Annotated in this window: 26 protein-coding genes and 1 pseudogene; 12 read left to right on the forward strand and 15 right to left on the reverse strand. The window is 70.2% G+C overall.

Features of this window, described 5'->3' with window-relative positions; all coding sequences use genetic code 11:
• Positions 1 to 22: 22 nt before the first annotated feature.
• The 7 genes from Cus16_RS02445 (at position 23) to Cus16_RS02475 (ending at position 5,339) form a co-directional block, all read left to right on the forward strand.
• Complete coding sequence (locus tag Cus16_RS02445) at positions 23 to 508, forward strand: flagellar protein FlgN (RefSeq protein WP_069710992.1); 486 nt, start codon at positions 23 to 25, stop codon at positions 506 to 508.
• A gap of 7 nt (positions 509 to 515) precedes the next feature.
• The gene (gene flgK, locus Cus16_RS02450; protein WP_069710993.1) at positions 516 to 1,931 is read left to right on the forward strand and encodes a flagellar hook-associated protein FlgK; all 1,416 of its coding nucleotides are present in this window, start codon (positions 516 to 518) and stop codon (positions 1,929 to 1,931) included.
• A 2-nt stretch (positions 1,932 to 1,933) separates the two neighbouring features.
• On the forward strand, positions 1,934 to 2,815 hold the full coding sequence (locus Cus16_RS02455) for a flagellin (RefSeq protein ID WP_069710994.1): 882 nt from the start codon (positions 1,934 to 1,936) through the stop codon (positions 2,813 to 2,815).
• Positions 2,812 to 3,180: a flagellar assembly protein FliW gene (gene fliW, locus Cus16_RS02460; protein WP_069710995.1), complete on the forward strand. Its 369-nt coding sequence runs from the start codon at positions 2,812 to 2,814 to the stop codon at positions 3,178 to 3,180. Before Cus16_RS02455 ends, fliW begins: the two co-directional genes overlap by 4 nt.
• A gap of 267 nt (positions 3,181 to 3,447) precedes the next feature.
• Positions 3,448 to 3,762: a hypothetical protein gene (locus Cus16_RS02465; protein ID WP_069710996.1), complete on the forward strand. Its 315-nt coding sequence runs from the start codon at positions 3,448 to 3,450 to the stop codon at positions 3,760 to 3,762.
• Entirely contained in the window at positions 3,759 to 4,361 is a 603-nt protein-coding gene (locus tag Cus16_RS02470; protein ID WP_069710997.1) for a hypothetical protein, read from the forward strand. The genes Cus16_RS02465 and Cus16_RS02470 overlap by 4 nt, the downstream gene beginning before the upstream one ends.
• Before the next feature lie 72 nt (positions 4,362 to 4,433).
• Positions 4,434 to 5,339 carry a hypothetical protein gene (locus Cus16_RS02475; protein WP_189319505.1) on the forward strand — a complete coding sequence of 302 codons (906 nt, stop codon included), beginning with the start codon at positions 4,434 to 4,436 and terminating at the stop codon, positions 5,337 to 5,339.
• Positions 5,340 to 5,471: 132 nt separating this feature from the next.
• Here the strand turns inward: Cus16_RS02475 and Cus16_RS02480 are convergent, their stop codons facing one another.
• Positions 5,472 to 6,440: a beta-ketoacyl-ACP synthase III gene (locus Cus16_RS02480; protein WP_069710998.1), complete on the reverse strand. Its 969-nt coding sequence runs from the start codon at positions 6,438 to 6,440 to the stop codon at positions 5,472 to 5,474.
• Positions 6,441 to 6,497: 57 nt separating this feature from the next.
• Positions 6,498 to 6,890 carry a ChaB family protein gene (locus tag Cus16_RS02485; RefSeq protein WP_069710999.1) on the reverse strand — a complete coding sequence of 131 codons (393 nt, stop codon included), beginning with the start codon at positions 6,888 to 6,890 and terminating at the stop codon, positions 6,498 to 6,500.
• A gap of 98 nt (positions 6,891 to 6,988) precedes the next feature.
• Here Cus16_RS02485 and Cus16_RS02490 point away from each other — a divergent pair, with 98 nt between their 5' ends.
• A complete protein-coding gene (locus Cus16_RS02490) occupies positions 6,989 to 7,960 on the forward strand; it encodes an aldo/keto reductase (RefSeq protein ID WP_069711000.1) in 972 nt (323 codons plus the stop codon).
• A gap of 82 nt (positions 7,961 to 8,042) precedes the next feature.
• Here Cus16_RS02490 and Cus16_RS02495 read toward each other — a convergent pair whose 3' ends face one another.
• The 12 genes and pseudogenes from Cus16_RS02495 to zapE all read right to left on the reverse strand — a co-directional run bounded on the left by Cus16_RS02495 (position 8,043) and on the right by zapE (position 18,610).
• On the reverse strand, positions 8,043 to 8,774 hold the full coding sequence (locus tag Cus16_RS02495; protein WP_069711001.1) for a hypothetical protein: 732 nt from the start codon (positions 8,772 to 8,774) through the stop codon (positions 8,043 to 8,045).
• Between the two features lie 26 nt (positions 8,775 to 8,800).
• Positions 8,801 to 9,550, reverse strand: coding sequence for a hypothetical protein (locus Cus16_RS02500; protein WP_069711002.1), 750 nt, complete (start codon positions 9,548 to 9,550; stop codon positions 8,801 to 8,803).
• Between the two features lie 180 nt (positions 9,551 to 9,730).
• Positions 9,731 to 10,087 carry a hypothetical protein gene (locus Cus16_RS02505; protein ID WP_141718765.1) on the reverse strand — a complete coding sequence of 119 codons (357 nt, stop codon included), beginning with the start codon at positions 10,085 to 10,087 and terminating at the stop codon, positions 9,731 to 9,733.
• 69 nt (positions 10,088 to 10,156) lie between these two features.
• Positions 10,157 to 10,510 carry a hypothetical protein gene (locus Cus16_RS02510; RefSeq protein WP_069711004.1) on the reverse strand — a complete coding sequence of 118 codons (354 nt, stop codon included), beginning with the start codon at positions 10,508 to 10,510 and terminating at the stop codon, positions 10,157 to 10,159.
• A gap of 681 nt (positions 10,511 to 11,191) precedes the next feature.
• Entirely contained in the window at positions 11,192 to 12,205 is a 1,014-nt protein-coding gene (locus Cus16_RS02515; protein WP_141718766.1) for a hypothetical protein, read from the reverse strand.
• Positions 12,202 to 12,531 carry a contact-dependent growth inhibition system immunity protein gene (locus tag Cus16_RS02520; RefSeq protein WP_141718767.1) on the reverse strand — a complete coding sequence of 110 codons (330 nt, stop codon included), beginning with the start codon at positions 12,529 to 12,531 and terminating at the stop codon, positions 12,202 to 12,204. Before Cus16_RS02520 ends, Cus16_RS02515 begins: the two co-directional genes overlap by 4 nt.
• Positions 12,532 to 12,576: 45 nt before the next feature.
• Complete coding sequence (locus Cus16_RS16160; RefSeq protein WP_141718768.1) at positions 12,577 to 13,065, reverse strand: hypothetical protein; 489 nt, start codon at positions 13,063 to 13,065, stop codon at positions 12,577 to 12,579.
• Between the two features lie 183 nt (positions 13,066 to 13,248).
• On the reverse strand, positions 13,249 to 14,082 hold the full coding sequence (locus tag Cus16_RS02530) for a hypothetical protein (protein ID WP_141718769.1): 834 nt from the start codon (positions 14,080 to 14,082) through the stop codon (positions 13,249 to 13,251).
• Positions 14,083 to 14,492: 410 nt separating this feature from the next.
• On the reverse strand, positions 14,493 to 15,320 hold the full coding sequence (locus tag Cus16_RS02535) for a hypothetical protein (protein WP_141718770.1): 828 nt from the start codon (positions 15,318 to 15,320) through the stop codon (positions 14,493 to 14,495).
• 51 nt (positions 15,321 to 15,371) lie between these two features.
• Positions 15,372 to 16,079, reverse strand: a pseudogene (locus Cus16_RS02545) (DUF6177 family protein).
• Positions 16,080 to 16,174: 95 nt separating this feature from the next.
• Complete coding sequence (locus Cus16_RS02550; RefSeq protein WP_069711012.1) at positions 16,175 to 17,449, reverse strand: ammonium transporter; 1,275 nt, start codon at positions 17,447 to 17,449, stop codon at positions 16,175 to 16,177.
• Positions 17,450 to 17,659: 210 nt separating this feature from the next.
• Positions 17,660 to 18,610, reverse strand: coding sequence for a cell division protein ZapE (zapE, locus tag Cus16_RS02555; RefSeq protein ID WP_083263685.1), 951 nt, complete (start codon positions 18,608 to 18,610; stop codon positions 17,660 to 17,662).
• A 182-nt stretch (positions 18,611 to 18,792) separates the two neighbouring features.
• Between zapE and Cus16_RS02560 the strand changes: the two genes are divergently transcribed.
• Both Cus16_RS02560 and Cus16_RS02565 read left to right on the forward strand, forming a co-directional pair.
• Positions 18,793 to 19,704 carry a sulfurtransferase gene (locus Cus16_RS02560; protein WP_069711014.1) on the forward strand — a complete coding sequence of 304 codons (912 nt, stop codon included), beginning with the start codon at positions 18,793 to 18,795 and terminating at the stop codon, positions 19,702 to 19,704.
• A complete protein-coding gene (locus tag Cus16_RS02565) occupies positions 19,701 to 20,150 on the forward strand; it encodes a SufE family protein (protein WP_069711405.1) in 450 nt (149 codons plus the stop codon). The genes Cus16_RS02560 and Cus16_RS02565 overlap by 4 nt, the downstream gene beginning before the upstream one ends.
• 71 nt (positions 20,151 to 20,221) lie before the next feature.
• Here Cus16_RS02565 and Cus16_RS02570 read toward each other — a convergent pair whose 3' ends face one another.
• Positions 20,222 to 21,445 (reverse strand): alpha/beta fold hydrolase, encoded by a 1,224-nt coding sequence (locus tag Cus16_RS02570; RefSeq protein ID WP_069711015.1) that lies wholly within the window; start codon positions 21,443 to 21,445, stop codon positions 20,222 to 20,224.
• Positions 21,446 to 21,468: 23 nt separating this feature from the next.
• Here Cus16_RS02570 and Cus16_RS02575 point away from each other — a divergent pair, with 23 nt between their 5' ends.
• Positions 21,469 to 22,050, forward strand: coding sequence for a DUF3000 domain-containing protein (locus tag Cus16_RS02575; RefSeq protein ID WP_069711016.1), 582 nt, complete (start codon positions 21,469 to 21,471; stop codon positions 22,048 to 22,050).
• Positions 22,047 to 23,282: an HRDC domain-containing protein gene (locus Cus16_RS02580; RefSeq protein ID WP_069711017.1), complete on the forward strand. Its 1,236-nt coding sequence runs from the start codon at positions 22,047 to 22,049 to the stop codon at positions 23,280 to 23,282. The genes Cus16_RS02575 and Cus16_RS02580 overlap by 4 nt, the downstream gene beginning before the upstream one ends.
• Positions 23,283 to 23,326: the final 44 nt, after the last annotated feature.

A 23,326-nucleotide genomic window follows, 5' to 3' on the forward strand; every position in this document is an offset into this window, starting at 1 on the left:
CGAACCCGTACCGGGAGGAGCCATGAGCGTGAACGACCTGTCCGCCGTCCTCTGGCGCGAGCGCGAACTGCTCGAACTGCTGACGTTCAAGCTCGAGGAGGAGCAGCTCCTGCTCGCCGCCGGCCGCTCCCGCTGGGTCTCGCACGCCAGCCGAGAGGTCGAGCAGGTCCTCGAGCGCCTCCGCAGCACCGGCCTCGAGCGGGCCGCGTCGAGCGCCGCCGTCGCCGAGGAGTGGGGCGTCGACCCCGCTGCTCCCCTGCGCGACGTGATCGCCGCCGCGCCGAACGGCCCCTGGGGCGAGATCCTCGCCGCGCACCTGACGGCGATGGTCGAGCTGACCAGCCAGATCGGCGCGCTCCGCGACGAGAACGACCGCTTCCTCCGCACGGCCGCCCAGTCCACCGAGGAGACCCTCGCCGGGACCGTGACCGACGCCGCGACGTACGACGCATCGGGGACCTCCGGCTCCCGCGCCGACGGCGCCCGCCTGTTCGAGGGGACCCTGTAGCACCGTGGTGAGCACCTTCGGATCCCTCGCGACCGCCTACTCCGGCCTGACCGCCGCACGCGCCGGCATCGACGTCACCGGACAGAACATCGCGAACGCCGGCACCGTCGGCTACACCCGCCAGCGCGTGACGCAGTCGGCCGTGCCCGCCGTGCAGACCGGGTTCGTCCGCGGCACCGCTGCCCTCGCCGGCCAGGGCGTGTCCGTCGACGGCATCGCCCGCCTCGGCTCCCTCACCCTCGACGCCGGGGTCCGTGCCGCGACCGGTTCGTCGTCGTGGGCGCAGACCCGGGCGACCGCGCTGTCCACGCTCGAGGGCGGCCTGCAGGAGCCCGGGAAGAACGGCCTCGCCACGAAGCTCGACGGCTTCTGGTCGTCGTGGGGCGACCTGGCCGCGCACCCGGACGACCCCGGTGCCGCGTCCGCCGTCATCGCCGCGGCGTCGACCGTCGCGAGCACCCTCGCGAGCGGTTCGCGGGCCGTCGACGACCAGTGGACCACCGTCCGTGCCACCGCCGCCACCCAGGTCGGCCAGCTCAACGACACCGCCGCGCAGGTCGCCGACCTCAACGGGAGGATCCGGGCGACGCTCGCCGGCGGCGGGAACGCGAACGAGCTCCTCGACCAGCGCGACCAGCTGACGCAGCAGATCGCGGGCCTCGCCGGCGGCACCGTCCGCACGAACACCGACGGCACGGTCGACGTGCTGCTCGGCGGCAACCCGCTCGTGCAGGGCGACACCGTCCGCACCGTCGCCCTCGAGGGCGGCGCACGCCTCGCCGACGGGCAGCCCGTCACCCTGCGGTGGACCTCCGGCAGCGCCGGCACCGTCGGCCTCGACGGCGGGTCGATCGGCGGGGCGCTGACCCTGCTCGCACCGGCCTCCGGCGGCACGGGCGGCGCACTGGCCGAGGCTTCCGCGTCCTACGACCGGGTCGCGACGCAGCTGGCGTCGACCGTCAACGCGGCACACGCGCAGGGAACCACCCCCGGTGGCGCCACCGGCGCGCCGTTCTTCGCGCTCGCGACGGGGACCCCGGCCGCACGCGGCCTGTCGGTCGTCCCCACGGACGGCAGCGGCCTGGCGACGCGGAACGCGGCGGGGGAACTCGACGACTCGTTCGCCGACGCGCTCTCGCGACTCGGGTCGGTCGCCGGTGGTGCGGACAGCACCTGGGCGACGTTCGTGGCGGGGGTGGGCAGCGCCTCCCGGACGGCCGCATCGGAGACGACGCTGACCGGGCTCGCGCTCACCAGCGCCCGCACGCAGCAGCAGTCGGGTGCCGGCGTGGACCTCGACGAGGAGAACGTGAACCTGCTCAGCTACCAGCACGCCTACCAGGGCGCGGCGCGCGTCCTCACCGCGGTCGACGAGATGCTCGACACGCTCATCAACCGCGTCGGCATCGTCGGGAGGGGCTGACCGTGATCACCCGAGTGACCACCCAGATGACCATGGCGGCGGCCGGCGAGCGCCTGCAGGCGAACGCCGCGCGCGTCGCCGAGGCGACCCAGCGCGCCACCACGCTGCAGGCGATCGCGAAGCCCTCCGACGACCCGGTGGGTACCGGTGCCTCGATGCAGGTGCGGAAGGAGCAGGCGGCCGCCGCGCAGTACACGCGGAACGCGGACGACGCCGTCGGCTGGCTCGCCACGACCGACAGCACCCTCGGCAGCGCGTACTCCGTGCTGACGAAGGTCCGCGACCTCACCGTGCAGGCCGCGAACTCCGGCACGATGGGCGACACCGACCGCGACGCCTTCGTGACCCAGTTCCGTGCCCTCAAGGCCGACCTCGAGGCGACCGCCAACACGAAGTACGGCACCCGGTCGGTGTTCGCCGGGTCGTCCACGGCCGCTGCCGCGCACTCCGACGACGCCGGGTGGGCCGCCGCCACCACCGCGGTCACCCGCCGCGTGGGCGACGACCGGACCATCCGCGTCGACACCTCCGGCGCCGCGGCCTTCGGCACCGGGGACACCTCGGCCTTCGCGGCGATCGACCGCATCGTGGCGGACCTCCAGGACGGCGTGAACGTGAACCCCAGGCTGAACGACCTCGACACCGCGATCGACTCGGTCCGCGCCGCACAGGTCGACGTCGGGGTCCGGCACGCCGCCGCCCTCGCCGCACAGGACACGCTGAAGACCGCCTCGGTGTCGCTCGAGAACCGCCGCGCCGGGATCGAGGACCTCGACCTCGCCGGGGCCGTCCTCGACCTCCAGGTGCAGCAGACCACCTACCAGGCAGCCCTCGCCGTCACCGCGAAGGTCCTGCAGCCGACCCTGATGGACTACCTCCGATGAGCATCGACCTGACCTTCCCCGTCCCGCCGTTCGGGCTGTCGCCGGAACCCGTCTTCGCGCTCGCTGCGGTCGAGGGTGCCGAGGGGCTCTTCGCGCTCACCGGCGGCGACGCCCGGCTCTACCTGCTCGACGCGGCCGTGCACCTGCCGGACTACGCGCCGGAGCTGACGGACGAGCAGGCGACGACGATCGGGCTGACCGACGCCGCCGACGCGATGCTGCTCGTCGTGGCGAACCCCGGCGAGGACGGGACGACCGTGAACCTGCTCGCGCCCGTCGTGGTGAACGGCCGCACGGCGGTCGGCGCGCAGTTCATCCTCGAGGACCAGGACCTGCCGCTGCGCGCGGAGCTCGCCCGGCGGTAGGGCTCGGGGTCCGGCGCGCGGCGCTCGGCGTCGCACGCGTTCTGCGACATCGCGCGCGTCGATCGACACGTGCAACGTCGCTTCCTGCGTCCGCATCGGATGCGCGTGCATCGTGCGACATGCCGCGCGTCGATCGACGTGTGCCGTGTCGGATGATGCGCGGGCATCGACGGCGCATCGTCCTGCACAGGACGCCGTCCGGTCGTCGTTCCCCACCGGCAGCGCCGTCGTCCTGCGGCGCTGCTCCCCCGCCACCAGGCTCGGAGCATGACCGAGGCGGACGACATCGACGTGGTGCGGACGGCGCACCGGCCCAGCGCTGAGCGACGCGCACTCGAACGAGCGACGGCGCGCGGCGAGTACGAACGGATCCGCCCCGGGGTCCTCGTCCGTCGCGGGAGCACCACCGGGCTGCGACCGGATCAACGGCACGTGCTGCTCGTCCGCGCCTCGCTCCCCCGGCTCCGCGCGCAGGACCGACTCAGCCACGAGTCCGCCTGTGCCGTGCTCGGCCTCCCCGTCGTGGGCAGCTGGCCGTCCCGGGTGCACGTGGCGGACCCGACGGCCGACGGGCACGCGTGAGTGCCTGGTTCGTGCGGCACGGTGTGGCGAGCAGGCCGCCGTCCGGACACCGGGACCACCGGGGACTCCCGGCGACGTCCCCGGCGCGGACGGCGGTCGACATCGCCTCGAGCCGCCCGTTGCTGCTCGCACTGCCCGTGCTCGACCACGTCCTGCGGTGGCGGTGCGCCACGGCCGAGGACCTCGGTCGTGAGGTCGCACTGCTCGGGCCGAAGGGTCGGTCGAAGGCGGCGTCCGCCGTGGCGATGGGGTCGCCGCGCTCGGACTCGCCGGCGGAGTCGATGTGCCGCGTGCGCTTCCGGCTGCTCGGGACGCCGGAGCCCGTCCAGCAGCACGTCTTCTCGCGGCGCGGAGAGCGCACCGCCGTGGTCGACTTCTGGTTCCCGGACCACGGCGTCGTCGTCGAGGTGGACGGTCGCGCGAAGTACGGCACCGCCGCCGCGGACGTCGCCGCCGCGCACTGGCAGGAGAAGCAGCGCGAGGACTTCGTCCGCTCGTTCCCCGAGGTACGGACGGTCGTCCGGGTGGTGTGGACGGACCTCGTGGAGCCGGAACGCCTGCGCGCGAAGCTCCTCCGGGCGGGGGTGCCGTGCTCGTGAGACCCGCGTCCGCGGTGCCGCCGGCCGAGGATCCCGGAGGAGTTCCCACCGCCCGGGCGTACCGTCACCCGCATGGCCCGACAGCACAACGACGGGGCGATCGTGCCGATGCCGCCCGCCCAGGTCCAGCCCCACTCCCGCGACGACCGGACCCCCACGCCGGACGGTCCCGGCGGGTGGACGAAGATCCTCGACCGCGTCATCGCCGTCCAGCGCCCCGTGGTCGTCGCGCACGTGAACGCCCTGCGCCGCCGGCACCCGGACGCGAGCCCGGCCGAGATCGTCCAGATCCTCGAGCGGCAGTACCTGACCGCCGTCACGACGGGTGGTGCCGCCGTCGGTGCGAGCGCGGTGATCCCCGGCGTCGGCATGGTCGCGGCCCTGGGCCTGAGCGGTGCGGAGACCGTCGGGTTCCTCGAGACGACCGCCCTGTTCGCACAGTCCGTCACCGAGGTGCACGGCATCGCCCTCGACGACCCGGAGCGGTCGCGCACGCTCGTGATGGCCCTGATCCTCGGCGCCCCGGGGACGCAGCTCGTGAAGCAGCTCGCCGGCCAGGCCGCGGGTGGCCCGGCACGGAACGCGTTCTGGGGCGAGATGGTGACCTCGACACTGCCGAAGCAGGTGGTCAGCGGCATCGGGGGCAAGGTCCGCGACCAGTTCATCAAGCGCTTCGCCGCCCGCCAGGGCACGTCGGTACTCGGTCGTGCGCTGCCGTTCGGGATCGGCGCCGCCGTCGGTGGGCTGGGCAACCACGCCCTCGGCAAGCGGGTCATCCAGGCATCGCGCGAGGGCTTCGGCCTGCCGCCGCGGCACTTCACGGTCGTGCTCGAGGCGAAGCCGACGAAGGACCGGAAGGCGTCGGACAAGGCGGACAAGGCGGGCGACCGCGAACGCCGTGCGCTGCCGTGGCGTCGGAAGGACCGCGACGACGAGGACCTCTGGGCGGAGACGCCGCGCCGCGACGACCGCGACTGACCGTCCGGCCGGCCGAGCCCAGTCGAGCGCAGCCCGGCCGCACGCAGCCCGGCCCACCCGGGTGCGCGACGACGGACGGGAGGCACGGTGCCAGCCGGCACCGCGCCTCCCGTCCGTCAGCCCCTCACGCCGTCACGCGCGCCGCTTCGGCGTCCGCACCACCTGCCCGGCGTGCGCGAACCCACCCCCGAAGCCGAACAGCAGCGCCAGCGCGTCCTCGGGCAGCTCCCCGCGCTGCCACGCCTTCGACAGGCCGAGCGGCACGCTCGCCGCGGACGTGTTCCCCGACTCGACGACGTCCCGCACGACGTACTTGTCCGCTCCGCCGAGCGCCTCGGCCAACGGCTCGATGATCCGCAGGTTCGCCTGGTGGAAGGCGAAGACCTCGATGTCGTCCATCGTGAGCCCCGCGGCCTCGACGACCGCACGGGCGTGCCCCTCGGCCTCGGTGATGGCCCAGCGGTAGATCGAGCGCCCCTGCTGGGTGAAGTACTCCGGGTCGCGCGTGACGAGCACGGCCTCGTTGAGGTGCGGCACGCTCCCCCACGAGACCGGCCCGATCTCCGCGGTGTCGGCGACGCCGAGCACGGCCGCACCGGCTCCGTCGCCGACGAGCACGCAGGTCGAGCGGTCCGTCCAGTCGGCGATGCTCGACAGCGTCTCCGACCCGATCACGAGCGCGGTGTCGGTGGCGCCGACCCGGATCGACTGGTCGGCGAGGGCCATCGCGTACTCGAAGCCGCTGCACGCGGTGTTGATGTCGATCGGCGCGGGGCCGTTCGTCATCCCGAGCGCGGCGGCGACCCGGCCGGCGGTGTACGGCGACCGCTCCCGGTGCGTCGTCGAGGCCACGATGACCAGTCCGATGTCCGACGGCTGGAGACCGGCGTCGGCGATCGCGTTGCGGCCGGCCTCGATCGCCAGGGACACGACGCTGTCGTCCGGCCCCGCGATGCGGCGGGTCTTGATGCCGGTGCGGGTGGTGATCCACTCGTCGTTCGTGTCGACCATGGTCGACAGCTCGTCGTTCGTCAGGACACGGGAGGGCTGGTGGTGGCCGAACCCGAGGATCCGGCTGCCACGGAGTGCTGGGGTGTTCATCCGCGGCACGCTACTCCCCCGACCAGACCGCTCATGCGGGGCAGGGCATGCACCGGCTCACTTCCGCGCGGCCGCCGTCGCCCGGTCGTTCGCGTGCTTGATGGCCTGCACGAGCTCGTCCTTGTCCATCGTCGACCGCCCGTGCACGTCGAGCCGCTTCGCGACCTCCATGAGGTGTGCCTTGGTCGCGTTCGCGTCGACACCGCCCTGGGTCTCCCCGGACCCGCGGGTGCCGGCTGCGCCGTCGTCGGACGGGCCGGAGGACTCCTTCTCCTCCCAGTGGTCACCGACCTTCTCGTACTCGTGCTTGACCGCGGCGAACGCCGTCCGGTGCGCTCGCTCGCCGGGGCCGTACGTCTCGTTCGCCGAGTCGAGCGTCTTCGCGAAGATCTCCTGCGCGTGCTCCGGCGACCGCTGCAGGGTGCTCGGGATCTCGTCCTTGGCCGGCATGGCGGCTCCTTCCGTCGGGACCTCCCGTTCTACGCCCCGCACGTGACCGGTACCCGCAGGGCCTGGTCCGCACACCGCGACGCGCGTAGACCGGGGTGATGGACTACACACACCTCGGACGGACAGGGCTGTCGGTGTCACAGGCGGTGCTTGGCACCATGAACTTCGGACCGGAGACCAGCGAGGACGACTCGCACGCGATCATGGACCGGGCCCACGAGCTCGGCGTGAACTTCTTCGACACCGCCAACGGCTACGGCGGCTCAGTGGGCAAGGGTGCCACCGAGGAGATCATCGGCCGCTGGTTCGCGAAGGGCGGCGGCCGGCGCGAGAAGACCGTCCTCGCCACGAAGGTCTACGGCGAGATGGTCGACTGGCCGAACGGTGGCAAGCTCAGCGCGCTGAACATCCGGCAGTCGCTCGACGCCAGCCTCCGCCGGCTGCAGACCGACCACGTCGACCTGTACCAGTTCCACCACGTCGACCGGGCGACCCCGTGGGACGAGATCTGGCAGGCGATCGACGTCGCCGTGCAGCAGGGCAAGGTCCTCTACGTCGGCTCCTCGAACTTCGCCGGGTGGCACATCGCCCAGGCGCAGGAGGCCGCCGCCCGTCGTGGCACGCTCGGCCTGGTCAGTGAGCAGTCGATCTACAACCTCGTCGTCCGCGACGTCGAGCGCGAGGTCCTACCGGCCGCCCGCGAGTACGGCCTCGGCATCATCCCGTGGTCGCCGCTGCAGGGCGGCCTGCTCGGTGGCGTCATCGAGAAGACCGAGAACGGGTCCCGTCGCCTCTCCGGCCGCAGCGCCGAGTACGTCGAGGGCCACCGCGACCAGCTCACCGCCTACGAGTCGTTCGCGAAGGAGCTCGGCCACACCCCGGGCGAGCTCGCCCTGGCGTGGCTGCTGCACCAGCCGGGCGTCACCGCGCCGATCACCGGCCCGCGCACCATGGACCAGTGGGAGTCGGCGGTCCGCGCCGTCGACATCCGTCTCGACGAGGCGGCGCTTGCGCGCCTCGACGAGATCTTCCCGGGGCACCAGACCTCGCCGGAGGACTACGCCTGGTGAGTCGCTGACGCGACCGTCGGACGGGAGGCGCGGTGCGGGTCGGACCCGCACCGCGCCTCCCGTCCGTCCAGGCTCCACGTCGTCATCGACGACGGGACCGGTGCACTGCTCCGGATGCTCTGACGATCGTGCCGACGAGGTCGTCCAGGCCCGTCGCAGTCGCGGCACCGACCACCTCGATCCAGGTGCCCCCGTCCGACTCGGTGGTCCGCACGAGCTCCGACGTCGACACGTCGCGCGCAGCGAGGTACGTCACGACCCCCAGTTCGATCGACAGCTCCAGATCGAGGAACACGTCCTCCGCCTCCGCCAGGAAGACACCCGCCGTGTCCGGCTCCCAGATGGCGACGAGTTCCCGGAGGACCCCGACCCCTCCGTCCTCGGCGAAGAACCCGGTCCCGATCAGCTCGTCGGAGAAGGTCTGCGACACCGAGACGCTGAGTCGGTTGCCGGCCGAGAACCGGGACCGAGTCGCAGCGAAGCGACCCACCACCCGTCCCGAGAGTGTGGCGCCAGGAGCGGTCTCGAGACGGACGGAGTACCCGTCCTGCGGGAGCGGAGCGCCGTCCTCGTTCCGCGCGACACCCAGCTCGAGGGCCGAGACCAGTGCCGTGTCTGCCAGGTCCGGCACGGTCCCGAGCGCGTTCCCGTCGGGGTCGACGACCGCGAGTGATCGTCCGAACGGCGCGTGCAACCTCCGGACGACGGCGTCCGTCGCCCGGAGCTTCGCACCGACGGCATCGAGTCCCTCACCCCTCGGTCCCCAGCTGAGCCGCAACGACAACTCCCCACCGAACGGGAGCGCCTCGGTCATGCTTCGTCCTTCCACGCGGTGGGTCGTCATCGAGCGAGGCCGAGGCCACCGGCGTCTTCGATGGCGTCCGCGATCGCCACGATGCCGGCAGCGGCGGCCACGAGGTCATCGCTGCCGACGTCGACGGTGAGCCACGTTCCACCGTCGGCCACGGCCGTTCTCGCCGATGTGGGGAGGTCGATCGAGGAGAGCAGGGAAGTGTGGTCACCGCGGAAGAAGTTGGTCAGCCCGACGAGGGTCGTGAACCCTCGCTGACTCCGGTTCGCGTCCCGGATGGTCACCTGCGCCAGATCGGCACGCCAGAGCTCGACGAGTCGCCGAAGGACCTCGCCGTGGTGCTCACCGTAGCTCTGCCGGAGATCCATCGACGCCCCGGGCTGCACCGCCCGGAGCGACACGGCCACCTCGTTCACGATGTACTCGCTCACGGTCGCGCCGACGTGCAACCGCATCGAAGCGCCGACCGATCCGACGAGCTTCCCGACCAGGGACACGCTGTACCCGTCCCGCGGGAACGGCTGTCCGTCCGCGATGCGAGCGACCCCGCGGTGGATCAAGAGGCTCACCTCGTCGTCGGTGAGATCACCGACGAACGACCCGTCCGCGTCCTCCGACGACGGGTCCAGGAGCTTCCACGGACCGGCGAACGGCGCGCCGCAGCACGCCAGGACCGCCAGCGTCTCCCGCAGGGCCCCGATGGCGTCGTCCGGCTCGAACGGTCGGGTTCCCCACTGCACGCGCATGGCAGGCTGCTGCGTGGTCCAGATCGAGGTCACGGCTCTCCAGGTGTGGTCGAGGTCGTCCGGTCGAACACGGAGGGTACTCGAGCTGGGCGACGGGACCCAGCGCTTCGGGTCGGCCCTGCGTCGGTCGAAGTGCTCCGGGACCGCGTCTCGTCGACGCCCGCCTCGCTCCTGCGACTTCGACCAGTCGGGACTCCCAGCGGACGGGACGGCTCAGACGGAACGATCTGGCGCGTCGAAGCGTCGCGTCAGGACCGCCTCCGACAGGCGTCGGAAGAATTCTCGGCCGCTCAGACCGAGATGCCGCTCCGGATCGAGGTTGGCGCCGAGGTTCACGAGGATCGCAGAGAAGTCATCATCACGCGCCCCCGGATGCAACACCGTGTCGACCTCATCCTGGATGGCCGTCGCCGTTCCTTCCGAGAGCCCCTCGAGTGCATCGTCGAGGGCCTCGACGGCATCCCTGTAGTCCGACTCCCAGCTCGAGTACAGGGCGCCCGGAAGCCACCCGGCGAGGGCCGGAAGGGCGCGCCGCAGTCCCGAGGCATCAAGATGGTTCACCGGTGCCACGGCTCTCCTCCTCGATCGATGGATGCGCAGACTCGACGAAGAACACCTGTGGCGTGCGGGAACTCCGTGTCAGTCAACGTGCTTCAGCATCGCGCCGTGTTCCAGTTGCCCCACCCGTTCGCCGATCTGCGCGAGCATCTGTCGTCCGCCGCTCGGCCCCTGATCGGATCGGTAGTTCGCGTTCATCCGGTGCAGGAAGGAGTTGATGTCCTCGTCCTGGGCATCGTCGATGTCGAGCGAGCGGTACTCACCCGCCATGACAGCGATCTCGTCGCGGGAGAACCCGTCGAGGTAGAAGTCAAGGTAGTCAGCCACCGACGAGTAGTCCTCCCACCAGAACGGGAACAGATTCTCGATGAATCCGCCGATCAAGGGGATGCGGTTGCCGTAGTTCGCGAGATCGATCTCGTTGAGTAGTCGCATGTGGACGCCGTTGCACCGATCAGGTCAGGAGTTCGCCACGAGCGCGATCAGTCACCCGGACGTCCGTAGCGTTCCAGACTTCGCTGATCGACCGAGCACACAACGCGAAGTTGCTGTACTCGAATCCTAGCCCGTCGATGCTCGGTGTCTCGCCGAGCGTCGCGGACAAGAAGTCCAACGTCACGCTGTTCGACGCACTTCTCCTACTTTCATGAGTAGCGCCAGCTCGCACGCGTACCATCGCATGGACGCCGCGAACAGAGGGCGAGATCAGCGCGAAGCTGATGCCTCGAGTCGGATCTGGCGCTCCACTGGTGCGGACGACGCTCGCGGTCACGAACGACGAGAACTCCGGAGAGCGAAGATCGACCGTCCTCTCGGCACTACTTGCGTGCCACGTGCCGCTGAACTCTTCGAAGGCGGAGACGAAGCGATCACAGGTCTGAGAGGTTGCGCGCACGATGCTGTCGACGGAGTCACTCCGTGTCACCCACCGCAGACTCGCGTGCCATCCCGAAACGTCCATCATGTTGCGCATCAACCTCCGACTGCAGCAGCGACGGTATTTCTCTCACGATTGCAACCACATCTGGCCCTCGTCGAACTGATCAGCCAGTCGCGATTCCACTTCTCCACCGTGATGACAGGACGACCGGCCACGCTGCGGCGGCATCTCGTTCATCAGGCTGCCACGACGTTCGCGATCTCCTGAGTTGCGAGCTGGTCGATCAGATGCGTCAGCACAAGGATGTTCTGCCGGAACACATCGTCCTCCTGGAGGATCTCGCTGGATGGTCGGCTTCCATCCGATCGCAGCGACGCCGGTTCCTCCGCAAGGCCAGCGGCCGATGCATCGCGCAGAAGTCGCATCAGTTGACTTGCTCGCGTCGAGCCGATGAGGTCGCTGCTGACGCCTTCTGCAACGACGTCACTCTCGAGAAGGGGCTGGCTGTCATCGCCGATGACCTGGATCACGTCACGCACCATGTCGCGGACGATGTTCCAGTTCGGGCTCTCCGCCAGTGGCGCGAGGGTCTCAGTCCATCGGTCTCGGAAGCCGATCGGGGCTGATCCGAGTCGTTCGACGAGCCATGCGGGGGTGTGAGGAGCAGCCCGCGGATGCATCGAGAGATCTTCGCGGAGCTCCGCCGTCTCGACCGGAAGTGACTCGAGGAGGTTCCCCTCGATGTCGATCAACAGCGGCCAACGCGGCTCGTCGTCCCGGACGAACTCGAACCGGTAGGCGCCAGTCGGTTCGAGTCGGAGGACACCGGTGAACCACGCGCCGCGCTCCTTCTCGGTCATTGCCTCTCGCAGCGCGCTCCACGCCTCGAATTCGGCAAGGTCAGCCGGCGGGCCATGCGTGACGGTTCCCGCGGTTTCGACCGCACGTTCGATCCGAGCGGTGACGCCGAGGCTGACGAACACGCTCGTCGCTCTCCTCCAACCCGTCTCCAACCGGTCGAATGTGAGGATCGCAAGCGTGTTCTGAGATTCGTAGTAGTCCGCTGATGAACTCAATCGGCCAAACCTCCGGTGCGCGTCGCCGCCTCGCAGGAGCCCCCCGGGGTCCTCGGTCAGCAGCCGTCTCATCTCGTCCTCGATCCGACCAACCTCAACAGGTGGACAGTGCATGCGCGCTGAATGGCCAAGATGATCCCGGTGGCGAACCGCCGAAGCCGTCGAGACGATCAAGCGGTGTCTTCCGTCAGGTCGAAGATCAGCCGCGCGAACACGCGTCCACTCATGTGCAGCTCTGACTCGATCCAGAGGTCCGCTCCCGACAACTCGAGGAAGTGCTCGACCTGCGAGTCAGTCACATCGTTCGCGAGCAATTCCGCGGCTTCCTCGTGCACCAACTGCCTGTCTGGATCTCCGTATCGCGACAGGTCCGCTTCCAGAGCCTCGCGAGCGCTGTCGAAGTCGTCGCGCCAGTCAGCGTGGAAAACGGCGTTCAGGAGAGTCCACAGAGCGGGCGCTCCGCGCTTCACCTCCGCGTTGGTCAATTCTCGAGGCTTCATGCTCATCCTCCTGCTCCCGACATCGGTCAAACGCTGGCCCGCGACTCATCCGTATTCGACACGGAGGTCCCCAGCGGCCCAGATGCGCTGGATCTCAGCGCCGAGCTGTCCGAACCGTCGCCGGGCTCGCTCTGGCAGATCGACCTCGATCCGAGCGTTGAACGGATCCGCCACGAAGTCAAGAGCGAACTCATTCGGCTTGTGCAGCGTGGTCTGGAAGATGGCACCAGCTGTGATGACCGCCCGAAGGAAAGTCCCACTCTCGAACTCGGAGACCAAGGAGAGGGCAGATCCACGAGCGGGTTCCGCCACGCCATCGACCCGGTAGGGCGAGGCGGCGATCACCCCTCCCCAGGATCGTGCATCCGCGCCGGGGATCGTTCGGTCGTGAACAGTCCAGGTGTCGTTGAAGGAGGGAAATGCCTCGAGCACCGCGGCCGAAGACTGGACGATGCGAGCAGCTGTGGCATCAGCTGATTCAGCTCGAGCATCCCATTCTGCGACGAGCAGCCAACCACTGACGTCGATCACCACAGTCACCTTCCTTCGACACTCAGCTGACCCGGGCAGGCTCCCCGAAGTGTTGAGTCAGGACCCGCTTGTGAGTCTTCGAAAGAACCCCGCCGCTCATTGCGCGTTGCCGCCTAGGAGCCCCCCTCCCATCAGGCCGAGCGTAGCACCTGAACAAAGCACTGTTGCCCGTACCCCCGATCAATGTCAGTGAGCCGGAACGACGTTCCCGAGTTCCTGAGCCGCTAGCGACAGAAGGGGCTGGAACAAGGCGTCGAACCGTTCTCGGAATGCTTCGTCAGCCAGGAGTGCGTTCCGTGTCTTCGTGGATGATTCGCTCGACGCCTCTGGAAGGTTCGGGACGAGCCCCAGTCCAGTCGCGTCTCGGTACAGCCTCTCGATCTGGCCGACGGTCGTCGAGGCGGCCAACTCACTGGACACAACCTCCGCAACTTGATCCGCTCCGACCGCTACTCCGCGATCATCGGTGCCGGCTTGTACCGCGTCTCGTAGCATGTCCCTCACGATCAGCCAGTCCGAGTGGTCCGCGAGTGCGCGGAACTCCTCGAGCCAGGTGTCAGCGAAGCGCAACCCGGTGGACACCAGTCTTTCCCCGAGCCACGAGGGAATGAATTCGGCAGTGCGCGGATACCGCTGGAGATCCTTGCGAAACTGCGACGTTTCAACGCGCTCGCTCTTGACGATGTTGCCGTCGAGGTCGACTTCCACGGGCCAGGAAGGTTCCGAGTCCCAGTCGAACTCGAACCGATACGCGCCGGTCTGTTCGAGGCGAAGACGTCCACTGAACCATGCTCCACGTGAATTGTCCGCCATGAGTTCACGGAGATCGATCCACGCCTGGTACTCCGTCAGGTCCGCAGGGGGCGAGTACACCAATGACGTCTCGCGAAGTACAGCACGCTGCAATCTGGAAGTGACACCGACGTCCACGAACACAGAAGTCGCTCTGGACCATCCAGGGTGTAGGCGGTCGAAGGTGATGATCGCAAGTCGGTTCTGCAGATCGTGAAGTTCAGTCAACGAGCTCACTCTCGTAGCCCCCAGCCTTCCCCGACGCCTCGAACGAGACAGGATTCTTGGTGATGACCTGCCGCCGACTCTCCGCGCCATGGCGGCTTCAGCTCACCAAGAATACGGCGGCCCTGGCTGTGGCAGCGTCCGGATCAGCAAGCCAGGAGGCCGGAAGTCTGCGGCGCGCACCGGAGGAACGCACCGCGGTGCGCTGAGAACGCGACTCAATCAAGTGCAATCCGGTGCTCTACGGCGCTCGAGATGCGCTGAAGCCCCGCACCGAGCTGCTCAAAGCGCTCCCGCGCCTGCTCTTGTCGCCCATCTCGAGTGCGATGGCCTTCCTGATGAGAACCTGCTACAAACGGTCGCTGACCGTCACGGACTTGAGATCGAGGGCTCGGCGTCACGCCGCAACCTCCTCACGCGTGATCGGTCTCCGCCGAGACGACGACGCGCCGCTCGAAGGCCGTGAGGGCCTTGAGTGCATCACGAACCACCTCGACTTCGGCAGCGGTGTTCTGATTCCCGAACAGCATCTGGCGCGCGTTGCCGGAGAGTTCGATACCGGACGTGTCCGGTTCACGCTGATCGATGACGCTGGACCGAACCGCCGCTGCCATGGAGAGAAAGCGCCTCGCATCGACTCCGTTGAGGACATCCTGCAACAGACCATCTGCCAGCTCGTCATCCTCGACAAAGTCGAGTTCATCATCGAGGATGGCATCACTGATCAGACGTTTGATACCCTCGGCGACGACAATCCAATCCTCGTTCTCCTGCATAGCGCGAAGCTCGTCCGGCCAGACGTCATCTCGGAACACGGGACGCGGCGCAGCCTGAAGGTTCGCCATCCACACCGGGGTCATGCGCGCTTCGCGAGGAAACCTGCGCAAGTCGTCGAGCAAAGCGGAGCGCTCAACGTCTCGCCCGTTGTGGATCGTCCCCTCTGGGTCGACCGCAACCGGCCAAACGGGTCGTTCGTCCCAGTCGAAGTCCATGCTGTAATGCCCGTCGCTGGACACACGCAGATGCCCGGTCATCCACGCGCCACGATCCGGACCTGACATCACCTCACGGAGATGCCCCCATGCCCGGTACAGCTCGAACTCAGGTGCCGGCCGACGCACGGATTGACCGTCGGAGGTCAGGAGGATGCCATTGAGTTGCTGCGTGTTCGCTACTTCAACAAACACGTCGGTACACGACGCCCATCCTTGCCCGAGCGTGCGAAGAGTGAGCGAAGCCACTGCATTCTTTGCTGCGACCTCAGCTTCCAACTTCCCCAAACCCGCCTCCGTTCAACGACCGAAGAATTCATTGTTGCTGATCACGCTCACCTCGGGCTCATCCAGCACGAGCCGCGTCTCCTCCGTCACCCCGGTGGCCGAGCGTTCGACGCGGAGCTGCACGGACGCGACTCCGCCGGCGGTGGGTGCCACGGCGACCAGGCGTGTTGGTCGGGGTGCCCGGCGCTGGGCGAAGGCGGTGACCTCGGCAACGCTCCAGGCGAGCGTGGCGGGCTCCACCGTGCCTTAGGCCTCGGGGCCGACGTCGCCGACGTCGGCGAGGCCGGCGAGGCCGGCGAGCAGGAGTTCCGCGGTCCGCCCGAGGGTCGCGGCCTCCGATGCCGGGTGGTGCACCGAGACGAGCGCCTCGACCCACGGCACCGCGCCCGGCCCGATCGTCGCCGAGCGGGTGACCGTCTGCGGCGCGAGCATCGCGGTGGCGACGTCGTCCGCCACGACGTCCGACCCGGCTGCGCGGTACCGGTCCCCCTCGCGGACGACCCAGCTCGACGCCGTGCGGCGGAGCATCGCGGACATCGCGACGGTGAGCCGGGACGATCCGGGCGTGAGCAGCACGGCGACGACCCCGGCGCGGCGGGCCTCGAGGAGGAGTCCGGTCCGCTCGCTCGAGCACTCGACCACCGCGGCGTCCGTCTCGTGCACGACGAACCCGGGACCGACCGCGTCGACGAGCGGGTGCGCGAGGGTGACGTCGTCCACGGCGCCACCCTACCGAGCACCCGCCCGCAGCCCCGCACGACGACGGGCCCCGCGCTGGTGTGCGCGGGGCCCGTCGTCGTGCGGGGTGGACGGTGCTAGCGGACCGAGACCGGGGTCTCGTCGCGCTCCTCGTAGAGGACGTAGCCCTCCTCACCGTGGACGGCGGTGTCGATGCCGGCGACCTCGTCCTCGGTCTTGACGCGGAAGCCGATGGTCTTCTCGATCGCGAACCCGATCACGAAGGCCAGGACGAACGAGTACACGAGGACGGCCGCGGCGGCGACGGCCTGCTTGCCGAGCTGCTCGAACGAACCCGAGTAGATGAGGCCGGTGCCGTCGGCGAAGATGCCGAGGTAGAGCGTGCCGAAGATGCCGCCGACCAGGTGGACGCCCACGACGTCGAGCGAGTCGTCGAAGCCGAGCTTGTACTTCCAGTCGATCGCGAAGCAGCAGACGATGCCGGCGAGGAAGCCGAGCAGGATGCCCCAGCCCGGGGTCAGCGCGGCGCAGGCCGGGGTGATGGCGACCAGACCGGTGACCGCACCCGAGGCGGCGCCGACCGAGGTGGCCTTGCCGTCCTTGATCTTCTCGATGAGCAGCCAGCCGAGGATCGCGGCGGCCGGGGCGGCGAGGGTGTTCACCCAGGCGAGTGCGGCGACGCCGTCGGCAGCGCCCTCGGACCCGGCGTTGAAGCCGAACCAGCCGAACCAGAGGATCGCGGCGCCGAGCAGGACGAAGGGCGGGTTGTGCGGCTTGTGCGCGCCCTTGGCGAAGCCGACGCGCTTGCCGAGGACGATCGCCAGCGCCAGACCGGCGGCTCCGGCGTTGATGTGGACCGCGGTGCCACCGGCGAAGTCGATGACACCCCAGGTCGCGAACATGCCCGAGGTCAGGTTGAAGACCCACGACGCGACGGGGAAGTAGACGACGGTGACCCAGACGCCCGCGAAGACCATCCAGGCGCCGAACTTTGCGCGGTCGGCGATGGCACCGGAGATCAGGGCGACGGTGATGATCGCGAAGGTGGCCTGGAAGCCGACGAAGGCCATCGACGGGTACGCGGCGTTGATGGTCGACGCCTGCGACTCCTCGAACGCCTGACCGAGGCCGATCTGGTTCCAGTCGATGCTGAAGAAGCCGACGATGCCCGCGACGTTCGTGCCGGCGCCGTGGTTGGCGAACGCGATCGCGTAGCCGTAGAGCACCCACAGGACGCCGACCAGGGCGATGGCCCCGAAGGACATCATCATCATGCTGATGACGGACTTGGCCTTCACCAGGCCGCCGTAGAAGAAGGCCAGGCCCGGTGTCATGAACAACACCAGCGCCGCCATGATCAACACGAATGCCGTGTTGCCCTGATCAAGCATCTGTTCACCTCTCGCGATTGCAGTGCGGCTCTCGGGACCGCCCTCGGGTGTTCAGAGTCTGGCGAGGTGAGGTTTCGCGAGGGAGCACGAACTGTTTCGCGGGTGTAACGCGACGGGTCCCCGTGTAAACGCTGTGTTTCGGGGAGCCGGGAACGGGCGGACGGGAGGCGCGGTGCGGGCCCGCCACGCGCCTCCCGTCCGTCGCGCGGTTCAGTCGGCGGCGCGGGAGAGCGCGACCACGCGCGACGCGGCCCGCAGGTACTTCTTGCGGTACCCGCCGTCGAGCATCGCCTGCGGGTACACCTGGTCGAGCGGCGTGCCGGACGCGACGATTCGCACCTGCGCGTCGTAGAGGCGGTCGACCAGTGCGACCCAGCGGAGCGCGTCGGTCTGGTCGGTGAACGCCTGCACGTCGGTCAGCCCCACCGCGTCGAGCCCGTCGACCAGCGCGACGTACTTCGAGGGGTGCACGCTCGCCAGGTGACCGACGACCGCGCGGAAGTCGTCGAGTGTCGTCGCGCCGGCCGGCAGTCCGGCGACGACGTCGTCGACCACACGGGCCGACTCGTCGACCGCTCGACGGCGGTAGTCGAGCCCGTCGATGCGCATGGTGTCGAACCGGTCCGACATCGCCTGGATCTCACGGAGGAAGTCCTGGGCGGCGAAGCGGCCCTCGCCGAGCGCTCCCGGCGGCGTGTTCGATGTGGCGGCGAAGCGGGTCCCCGTCTCGGAGAGCTCCTTGATGAGGCGCGTCATCACCATCGTGTCGCCCGGGTCGTCGAGCTCGAACTCGTCGATGCAGACGAGCGACGTCCCGCGGAGCAGGTCGACGGTGCCCTGGAACCCGAGCGCGCCGACCAGGGCGGTGTACTCGATGAACGTGCCGAACGTCTTGCGTGACGGCTCCGCGTGGTAGGCCGCCGCGAGCAGGTGGGTCTTGCCGACACCGAACCCGCCGTCCAGGTAGACGCCCGAGCGCGCCGGCCGGACCGGCTCGCGCCGCCGGCCGAACAGCCCGCGCTTCGCCGGCTCGGGGCGGGTCGCGACGAACCGCTCGACGGCGTCGCGCACGTCCGCCTGCGACGGGTACTCCGGATCGGGTCGGTAGCTGGCGAACGACGCGTCGGCGAACTGCGGCGGCGGCACGAGCGCAGCGGCCATCTGCTGCGGGGTGACCTGCGGGTCGCGGTCGACGAGGTGAGCGGGCAACGGGTCCTCCGGAGGGAAGCAAGTAGGCGGGTGTCACGTTGCAGGAGTCGAACGGCACGTCCGCGTACCGTTGCCCACAGGCACCGACGACCGATCCTAGTCCGGTGCAGCCGCACCCCCTGGAGGTACCCCCGATGACCGCACCGGTCGACCCGTCCGAGAAGTTCGCCGCCTACGCCCACCCGGAGCGCCTGGTGTCGACCGAGTGGCTCCAGGAGCAGCTCGACGCCGGGGCCGGCTCCCCGGACCTGGTGGTCGTCGAGTCCGACGAGGACGTCCTGCTCTACGAGACGGGCCACGTCCCCGGTGCGGTGAAGATCGACTGGCACACCGACCTCAACGACCCCGTCCAGCGGGACTACATCGACGGCGATGCCTTCGCGGCGCTCGTCGGCGGCAAGGGCATCGGTCGCGACACCACGGTCGTCATCTACGGCGACAAGAACAACTGGTGGGCCGCGTACGCCCTCTGGGTGTTCACGCTGTTCGGCCACGAGGACGTCCGCCTGCTCGACGGCGGCCGGGCGAAGTGGATCGCCGAGGACCGCGCGGTCACGACCGACCGCACCGAGGTCACCCCGGTCGAGTACCCCGTCGTGGCGCGCCGCGACGAGCAGGTCCGCGCGTTCAAGGAGGACGTGCTCGACCACCTCGGCAAGCCCCTCATCGACGTGCGGAGCGCTCCGGAGTACTCCGGTGAGCGCACCACCGCGCCGGACTACCCGGAGGAGGGCGCCCTGCGCGCCGGCCACGTGCCGACCGCCGTGAACATCCCGTGGGCGACCGCGGCCGCCGCCGACGGCACCTTCAAGAGCCGCGAGGAGCTCGACGCCGTGTACCGCGAGGGTGCCGGCATCGGCGACGCCGACGAGGTCATCGCGTACTGCCGCATCGGCGAGCGGTCGAGCCACACCTGGTTCGTCCTGCAGCACCTGCTCGGCTACGAGAACGTCCGGAACTACGACGGCTCGTGGACCGAGTGGGGCAGCGCCGTGCGCGTGCCGATCGCCGTCGGCACCGAGCCGGGGACCGTGCCCGCCCGATGAGCGAGGAACTCCCCCGTCCCCTCGCCGAGATCCGCGACGACTTCCTCGAGCTGTCCCAGCAGGACCGGCTCCAGCTGCTGCTCGAGTTCTCCGACGAGCTCCCCGCGCTGCCCGAGCGCCTGCAGGGGCACGAGGACGAGCTCGAGCGCGTCGAGGAGTGCCAGTCCCCCGTCTTCATCACGGTGACGGTGGGTGCGGACGGCGACGCTCCCGACGTCGTCCGGATGCACGCGACGGCACCCCGCGAGGCGCCCACCACCCGGGGCTTCGCGTCCATCCTCGCGCAGGGGCTGTCCGGGCTGACGGCGCCCGAGGTCCTCGCGGTCCCGGTGGACTACCCGCTGACGCTCGGGCTCACCGAGGCGGTCAGTCCGCTGCGGATCCGGGGCATGGTCGGCATGCTCGGCCGGGTGCAGCGACAGGTGCAGGCGGCCGCCGCGGCCTGAGACGCAGCACCGGACGGACGGGAGGCGCGTGGCGGGTCCGCCACGCGCCTCCCGTCCGTCCAGCGTGCCGGCTACCGGGCGCTGGTCGCGTCCGTCGGCTGCACCACCTCGGTCAGCCACGCGAGGATGCGGGCGTCGAACCAGTCCGCGTCGTGGTTCCAGAGCTTCGTGTGCCGGGCGGTCGTCTGGACCTCGAGCCGGACGATGTCGGGCCGGACCCGCGCGAGCTCGTGCGACGCCGAGGACGGCACGAACCCGTCGTCGTCGCTGTGCAGGATCAGGATGGGCACCGTCAGCTCGTCCGCCCGGGCGACCATGTCGAGCTCGCGGAGGTCGACCGGCTGCTCCAAACCGACCACGCGGTGCAGGACCGGGGTCCGGAGGAGCCGCTGCGCGACCTTCCGGACGGGCCGCGGCAGCTTGAGCACCCGGCTCTGCGACTTGAGCACCTCGTGCCAGTCGACGACGGCCGACTCCAGGACGACGCCGTCGACCATCCCGGCGAAGCGCGAGCGGACGAGGGTCTGCAGCACGACCGCACCGCCCATCGACCACCCCATGAGCACGACGCTCCGGGCGTTCCGGGCGGCGAGCCAGCGGAGCACGGCGTCGACGTCCTCCCATTCGGTGGTGCCGAGCCCGTAGCGGCCGTCGGAGCTCCGCGGTGCGACGCCGTCGTTCCGCCACGACGCGAGCACGACCGAGTACCCGGCGGCGCGGAACACGGGCACGGCGCGGATGGTCTCGGCGCGGGTGACACCGCGGCCGTGCACGAGGACGGCCCACGGGGCGTCGGGGTCGTCGGCACGGACGATCCAGGCCGGCGAGGGCCCGTTCGGGGTGGGGATGTCGACGTCCTCGACGGGCACGTCGAGCTCGCCGGGGTTCAGGTAGAACCAGCCGCCCCAGCGTCCCCGTCGAGCGGTGGTCGGGTCGCCGGCGTCGACGGCGATGATGCGCCGCGTGACGGTCGTCTCGGTCGTGCCGAGGACCTCGCCGATCCGCATGTGCCCGGTCCCGCCGCCGAACCACAGGCTGTAGCGGCCCTGGAGCTCGGTGTCGGCGGTGCGTTCGAGGGTCACGGTCATCCGGTCCGGGTCGACCGCGTGGATCGGGACACGCTCGGCGCGCTTCCGGTCGGGGGTGACGACGGCCCGGGCGACGGCGGCGACGAACCCGCCCACCACGGCGGTGCCGATCGCGGCGGCGGCGACCCCCGCCCCGAGTGCGACGAGGCCCGCTGAGCGCACGGCTTCCTGGGCGACGTCCTCGGCGGGTCGCGCTGATCGGGACATGGTGCGGAGCCTAGTCTGCAAGCGTGTCCGAATCCGCTGAGCCCGAGGCCTTCGCGCGACTGCGCGCGCTCGTCGCGTCGGGCGGCACCCGCACCGAGACGACGGTGACCGAGATCCCCTCGCCCTCGCGGATCGCGCCGCACTCGATCGCCCTGGCCGCGGACGTCTCCGGTGCGGTGCACGGCATCGACTCCGACCTCGGCACCGGCCGGTTCATCGCACTGTACGACCCCGCAGAACCCGAGGGGTGGGGCGGCGCGTTCCGCGTGGTGACCTTCGCCCAGGCACCGCTCGAGCCGGAGATCGGCGTCGACGAGTTCGTCGCGGACGTCACGTGGAGCTGGCTCGTCGACGCCCTCGAGGCACACGGGGCGAGCTACGACCGGGCGTCGGGCACGGCGACCAAGATCATCTCGCGCGGCTACGGCGACCTCGCCGCCCAGGGCGACGGCGCACAGCTGGAGCTCCGGGCGTCCTGGACGCCCCGTGACGAGGACCTCACCGCGCACGTCGAGGCCTGGGAGGAGATCGTCGCGATGCTCGCGGGGCTCCCGCCGGCGTCGGACGGCGTGACGCTGCTGGCCCCGAGGAGGACCACGAAGTGACCGACCCCGCCGATCCCGCATTCGAGGACGCGCACGACGCCGTCCACGTGATCGAGGACCGCGACGAGTACCTCGAGGCGGTCGCCGCGATCGCCGCCGGCCACGGCCCGGTCGCCGTCGACGCCGAACGCGCCAGCGGCTACCGCTACTCGCAGCGCGCCTACCTCATCCAGGTCTTCCGCCGCGGTGCCGGCGCCTTCCTCTTCGACCCGATCGCGATCGGCGACTTCGCCGAGTTGCAGGACGCCGTCGTCGACGAGGAGTGGCTGTTCCACGCCGCCTCGCAGGACCTGCCGTGCCTGCAGGAGGTCGGACTCGTGCCGACCCGGATCTTCGACACCGAGCTGGGCGCCCGCATCGCCGGCTTCCCCCGCGTCGGACTCGGTGCCGTCGTCGAGCAGCTGCTCGGCATCACGCTCGCGAAGGCGCACTCCGCCGCCGACTGGTCGACTCGTCCGCTCCCCCAGGCCTGGCTCGTCTACGCCGCGCTCGACGTGGAGCTGCTGCCGGACCTCCGCGACGCCCTCGCCGCCGTGCTCGACGCCGCCGGCAAGTCCCGGATCGCGTCGGAGGAGTTCGCCGCCGTGCTCGGTCGCGCCCCGAAGCCGCCGAAGGCCGAGCCCTGGCGTCGGCTGTCCGGCATGCACGCGCTGCGCGGTGCACGGGCGCTGGCGATCGCCCGCTCCCTCTGGCTCGCTCGCGACGCGTACGCGCGCGAGGTCGACATCGCCCCCGGTCGGCTCGTGCCGGACTCGGCGATCGTCGCGGCCGCGGCGGCCGCCCCGACGTCGCGGTCGGAGCTCGGCGCGGTGAAGGCGTTCACCGGGCGCGCGAGCCGGTCGGAGCTCGACCGGTGGTGGGCCGCCGTCGACGAGGGTCGGACGACCGAGGACCTGCCGAAGCTCCGCGGGACCGGCGAGGCCACGCTCCCGCCGCCCCGCGCCTGGGCCGACCGCAACCCCGACGCGGACCGCCGGTACAAGGCCGCCCGTGCCGCCGTCGTCACCCGTGCCGAGGAGCTCGACCTGCCCGTCGAGAACCTGCTCACGCCGGAGACCCTCCGCGTGGTCTCGTGGGAGCCGCCGACGCCGATCGCGACCGAGACCGTCGGCGCCGCGCTCGCGTCGCACGACGCCCGCCCCTGGCAGGTCGAGGAGACGGCGTCGATCATCGCGCACGCCTTTGTCGACGCCGGACAGCAGCCTGCTGCCGAGAGCAACACCGGCTCGTAGGAACACCCCAACGGGCATGCGTCCGTCCAGCCTCCGGGCATAGC

The sequence above is a fragment of the Curtobacterium sp. ER1/6 genome, assembly GCF_001742745.1.
GTDB classification, from domain to species: domain Bacteria; phylum Actinomycetota; class Actinomycetes; order Actinomycetales; family Microbacteriaceae; genus Curtobacterium; species Curtobacterium citri.

What these genes read in the sequence shown, in the direction of transcription:
- Cus16_RS02445 (WP_069710992.1), top strand. Translation starts at nt 23, where the DNA reads ATGAGCGTGAACGACCTGTCCGCCGTCCTCTGGCGCGAGCGCGAACTG.
- fliW (WP_069710995.1), top strand. Translation starts at nt 2,812, where the DNA reads ATGAGCATCGACCTGACCTTCCCCGTCCCGCCGTTCGGGCTGTCGCCG.
- Cus16_RS02465 (WP_069710996.1), top strand. Translation starts at nt 3,448, where the DNA reads ATGACCGAGGCGGACGACATCGACGTGGTGCGGACGGCGCACCGGCCC.
- Cus16_RS02475 (WP_189319505.1), top strand. Translation starts at nt 4,434, where the DNA reads ATGGCCCGACAGCACAACGACGGGGCGATCGTGCCGATGCCGCCCGCC.
- Cus16_RS02480 (WP_069710998.1), bottom strand. Translation starts at nt 6,440, where the DNA reads ATGAACACCCCAGCACTCCGTGGCAGCCGGATCCTCGGGTTCGGCCAC.
- Cus16_RS02485 (WP_069710999.1), bottom strand. Translation starts at nt 6,890, where the DNA reads ATGCCGGCCAAGGACGAGATCCCGAGCACCCTGCAGCGGTCGCCGGAG.
- Cus16_RS02490 (WP_069711000.1), top strand. Translation starts at nt 6,989, where the DNA reads ATGGACTACACACACCTCGGACGGACAGGGCTGTCGGTGTCACAGGCG.
- Cus16_RS02495 (WP_069711001.1), bottom strand. Translation starts at nt 8,774, where the DNA reads ATGACCGAGGCGCTCCCGTTCGGTGGGGAGTTGTCGTTGCGGCTCAGC.
- Cus16_RS02510 (WP_069711004.1), bottom strand. Translation starts at nt 10,510, where the DNA reads ATGCGACTACTCAACGAGATCGATCTCGCGAACTACGGCAACCGCATC.
- Cus16_RS02520 (WP_141718767.1), bottom strand. Translation starts at nt 12,531, where the DNA reads ATGAAGCCTCGAGAATTGACCAACGCGGAGGTGAAGCGCGGAGCGCCC.
- Cus16_RS02550 (WP_069711012.1), bottom strand. Translation starts at nt 17,449, where the DNA reads ATGCTTGATCAGGGCAACACGGCATTCGTGTTGATCATGGCGGCGCTG.
- zapE (WP_083263685.1), bottom strand. Translation starts at nt 18,610, where the DNA reads ATGGCCGCTGCGCTCGTGCCGCCGCCGCAGTTCGCCGACGCGTCGTTC.
- Cus16_RS02560 (WP_069711014.1), top strand. Translation starts at nt 18,793, where the DNA reads ATGACCGCACCGGTCGACCCGTCCGAGAAGTTCGCCGCCTACGCCCAC.
- Cus16_RS02565 (WP_069711405.1), top strand. Translation starts at nt 19,701, where the DNA reads ATGAGCGAGGAACTCCCCCGTCCCCTCGCCGAGATCCGCGACGACTTC.
- Cus16_RS02570 (WP_069711015.1), bottom strand. Translation starts at nt 21,445, where the DNA reads ATGTCCCGATCAGCGCGACCCGCCGAGGACGTCGCCCAGGAAGCCGTG.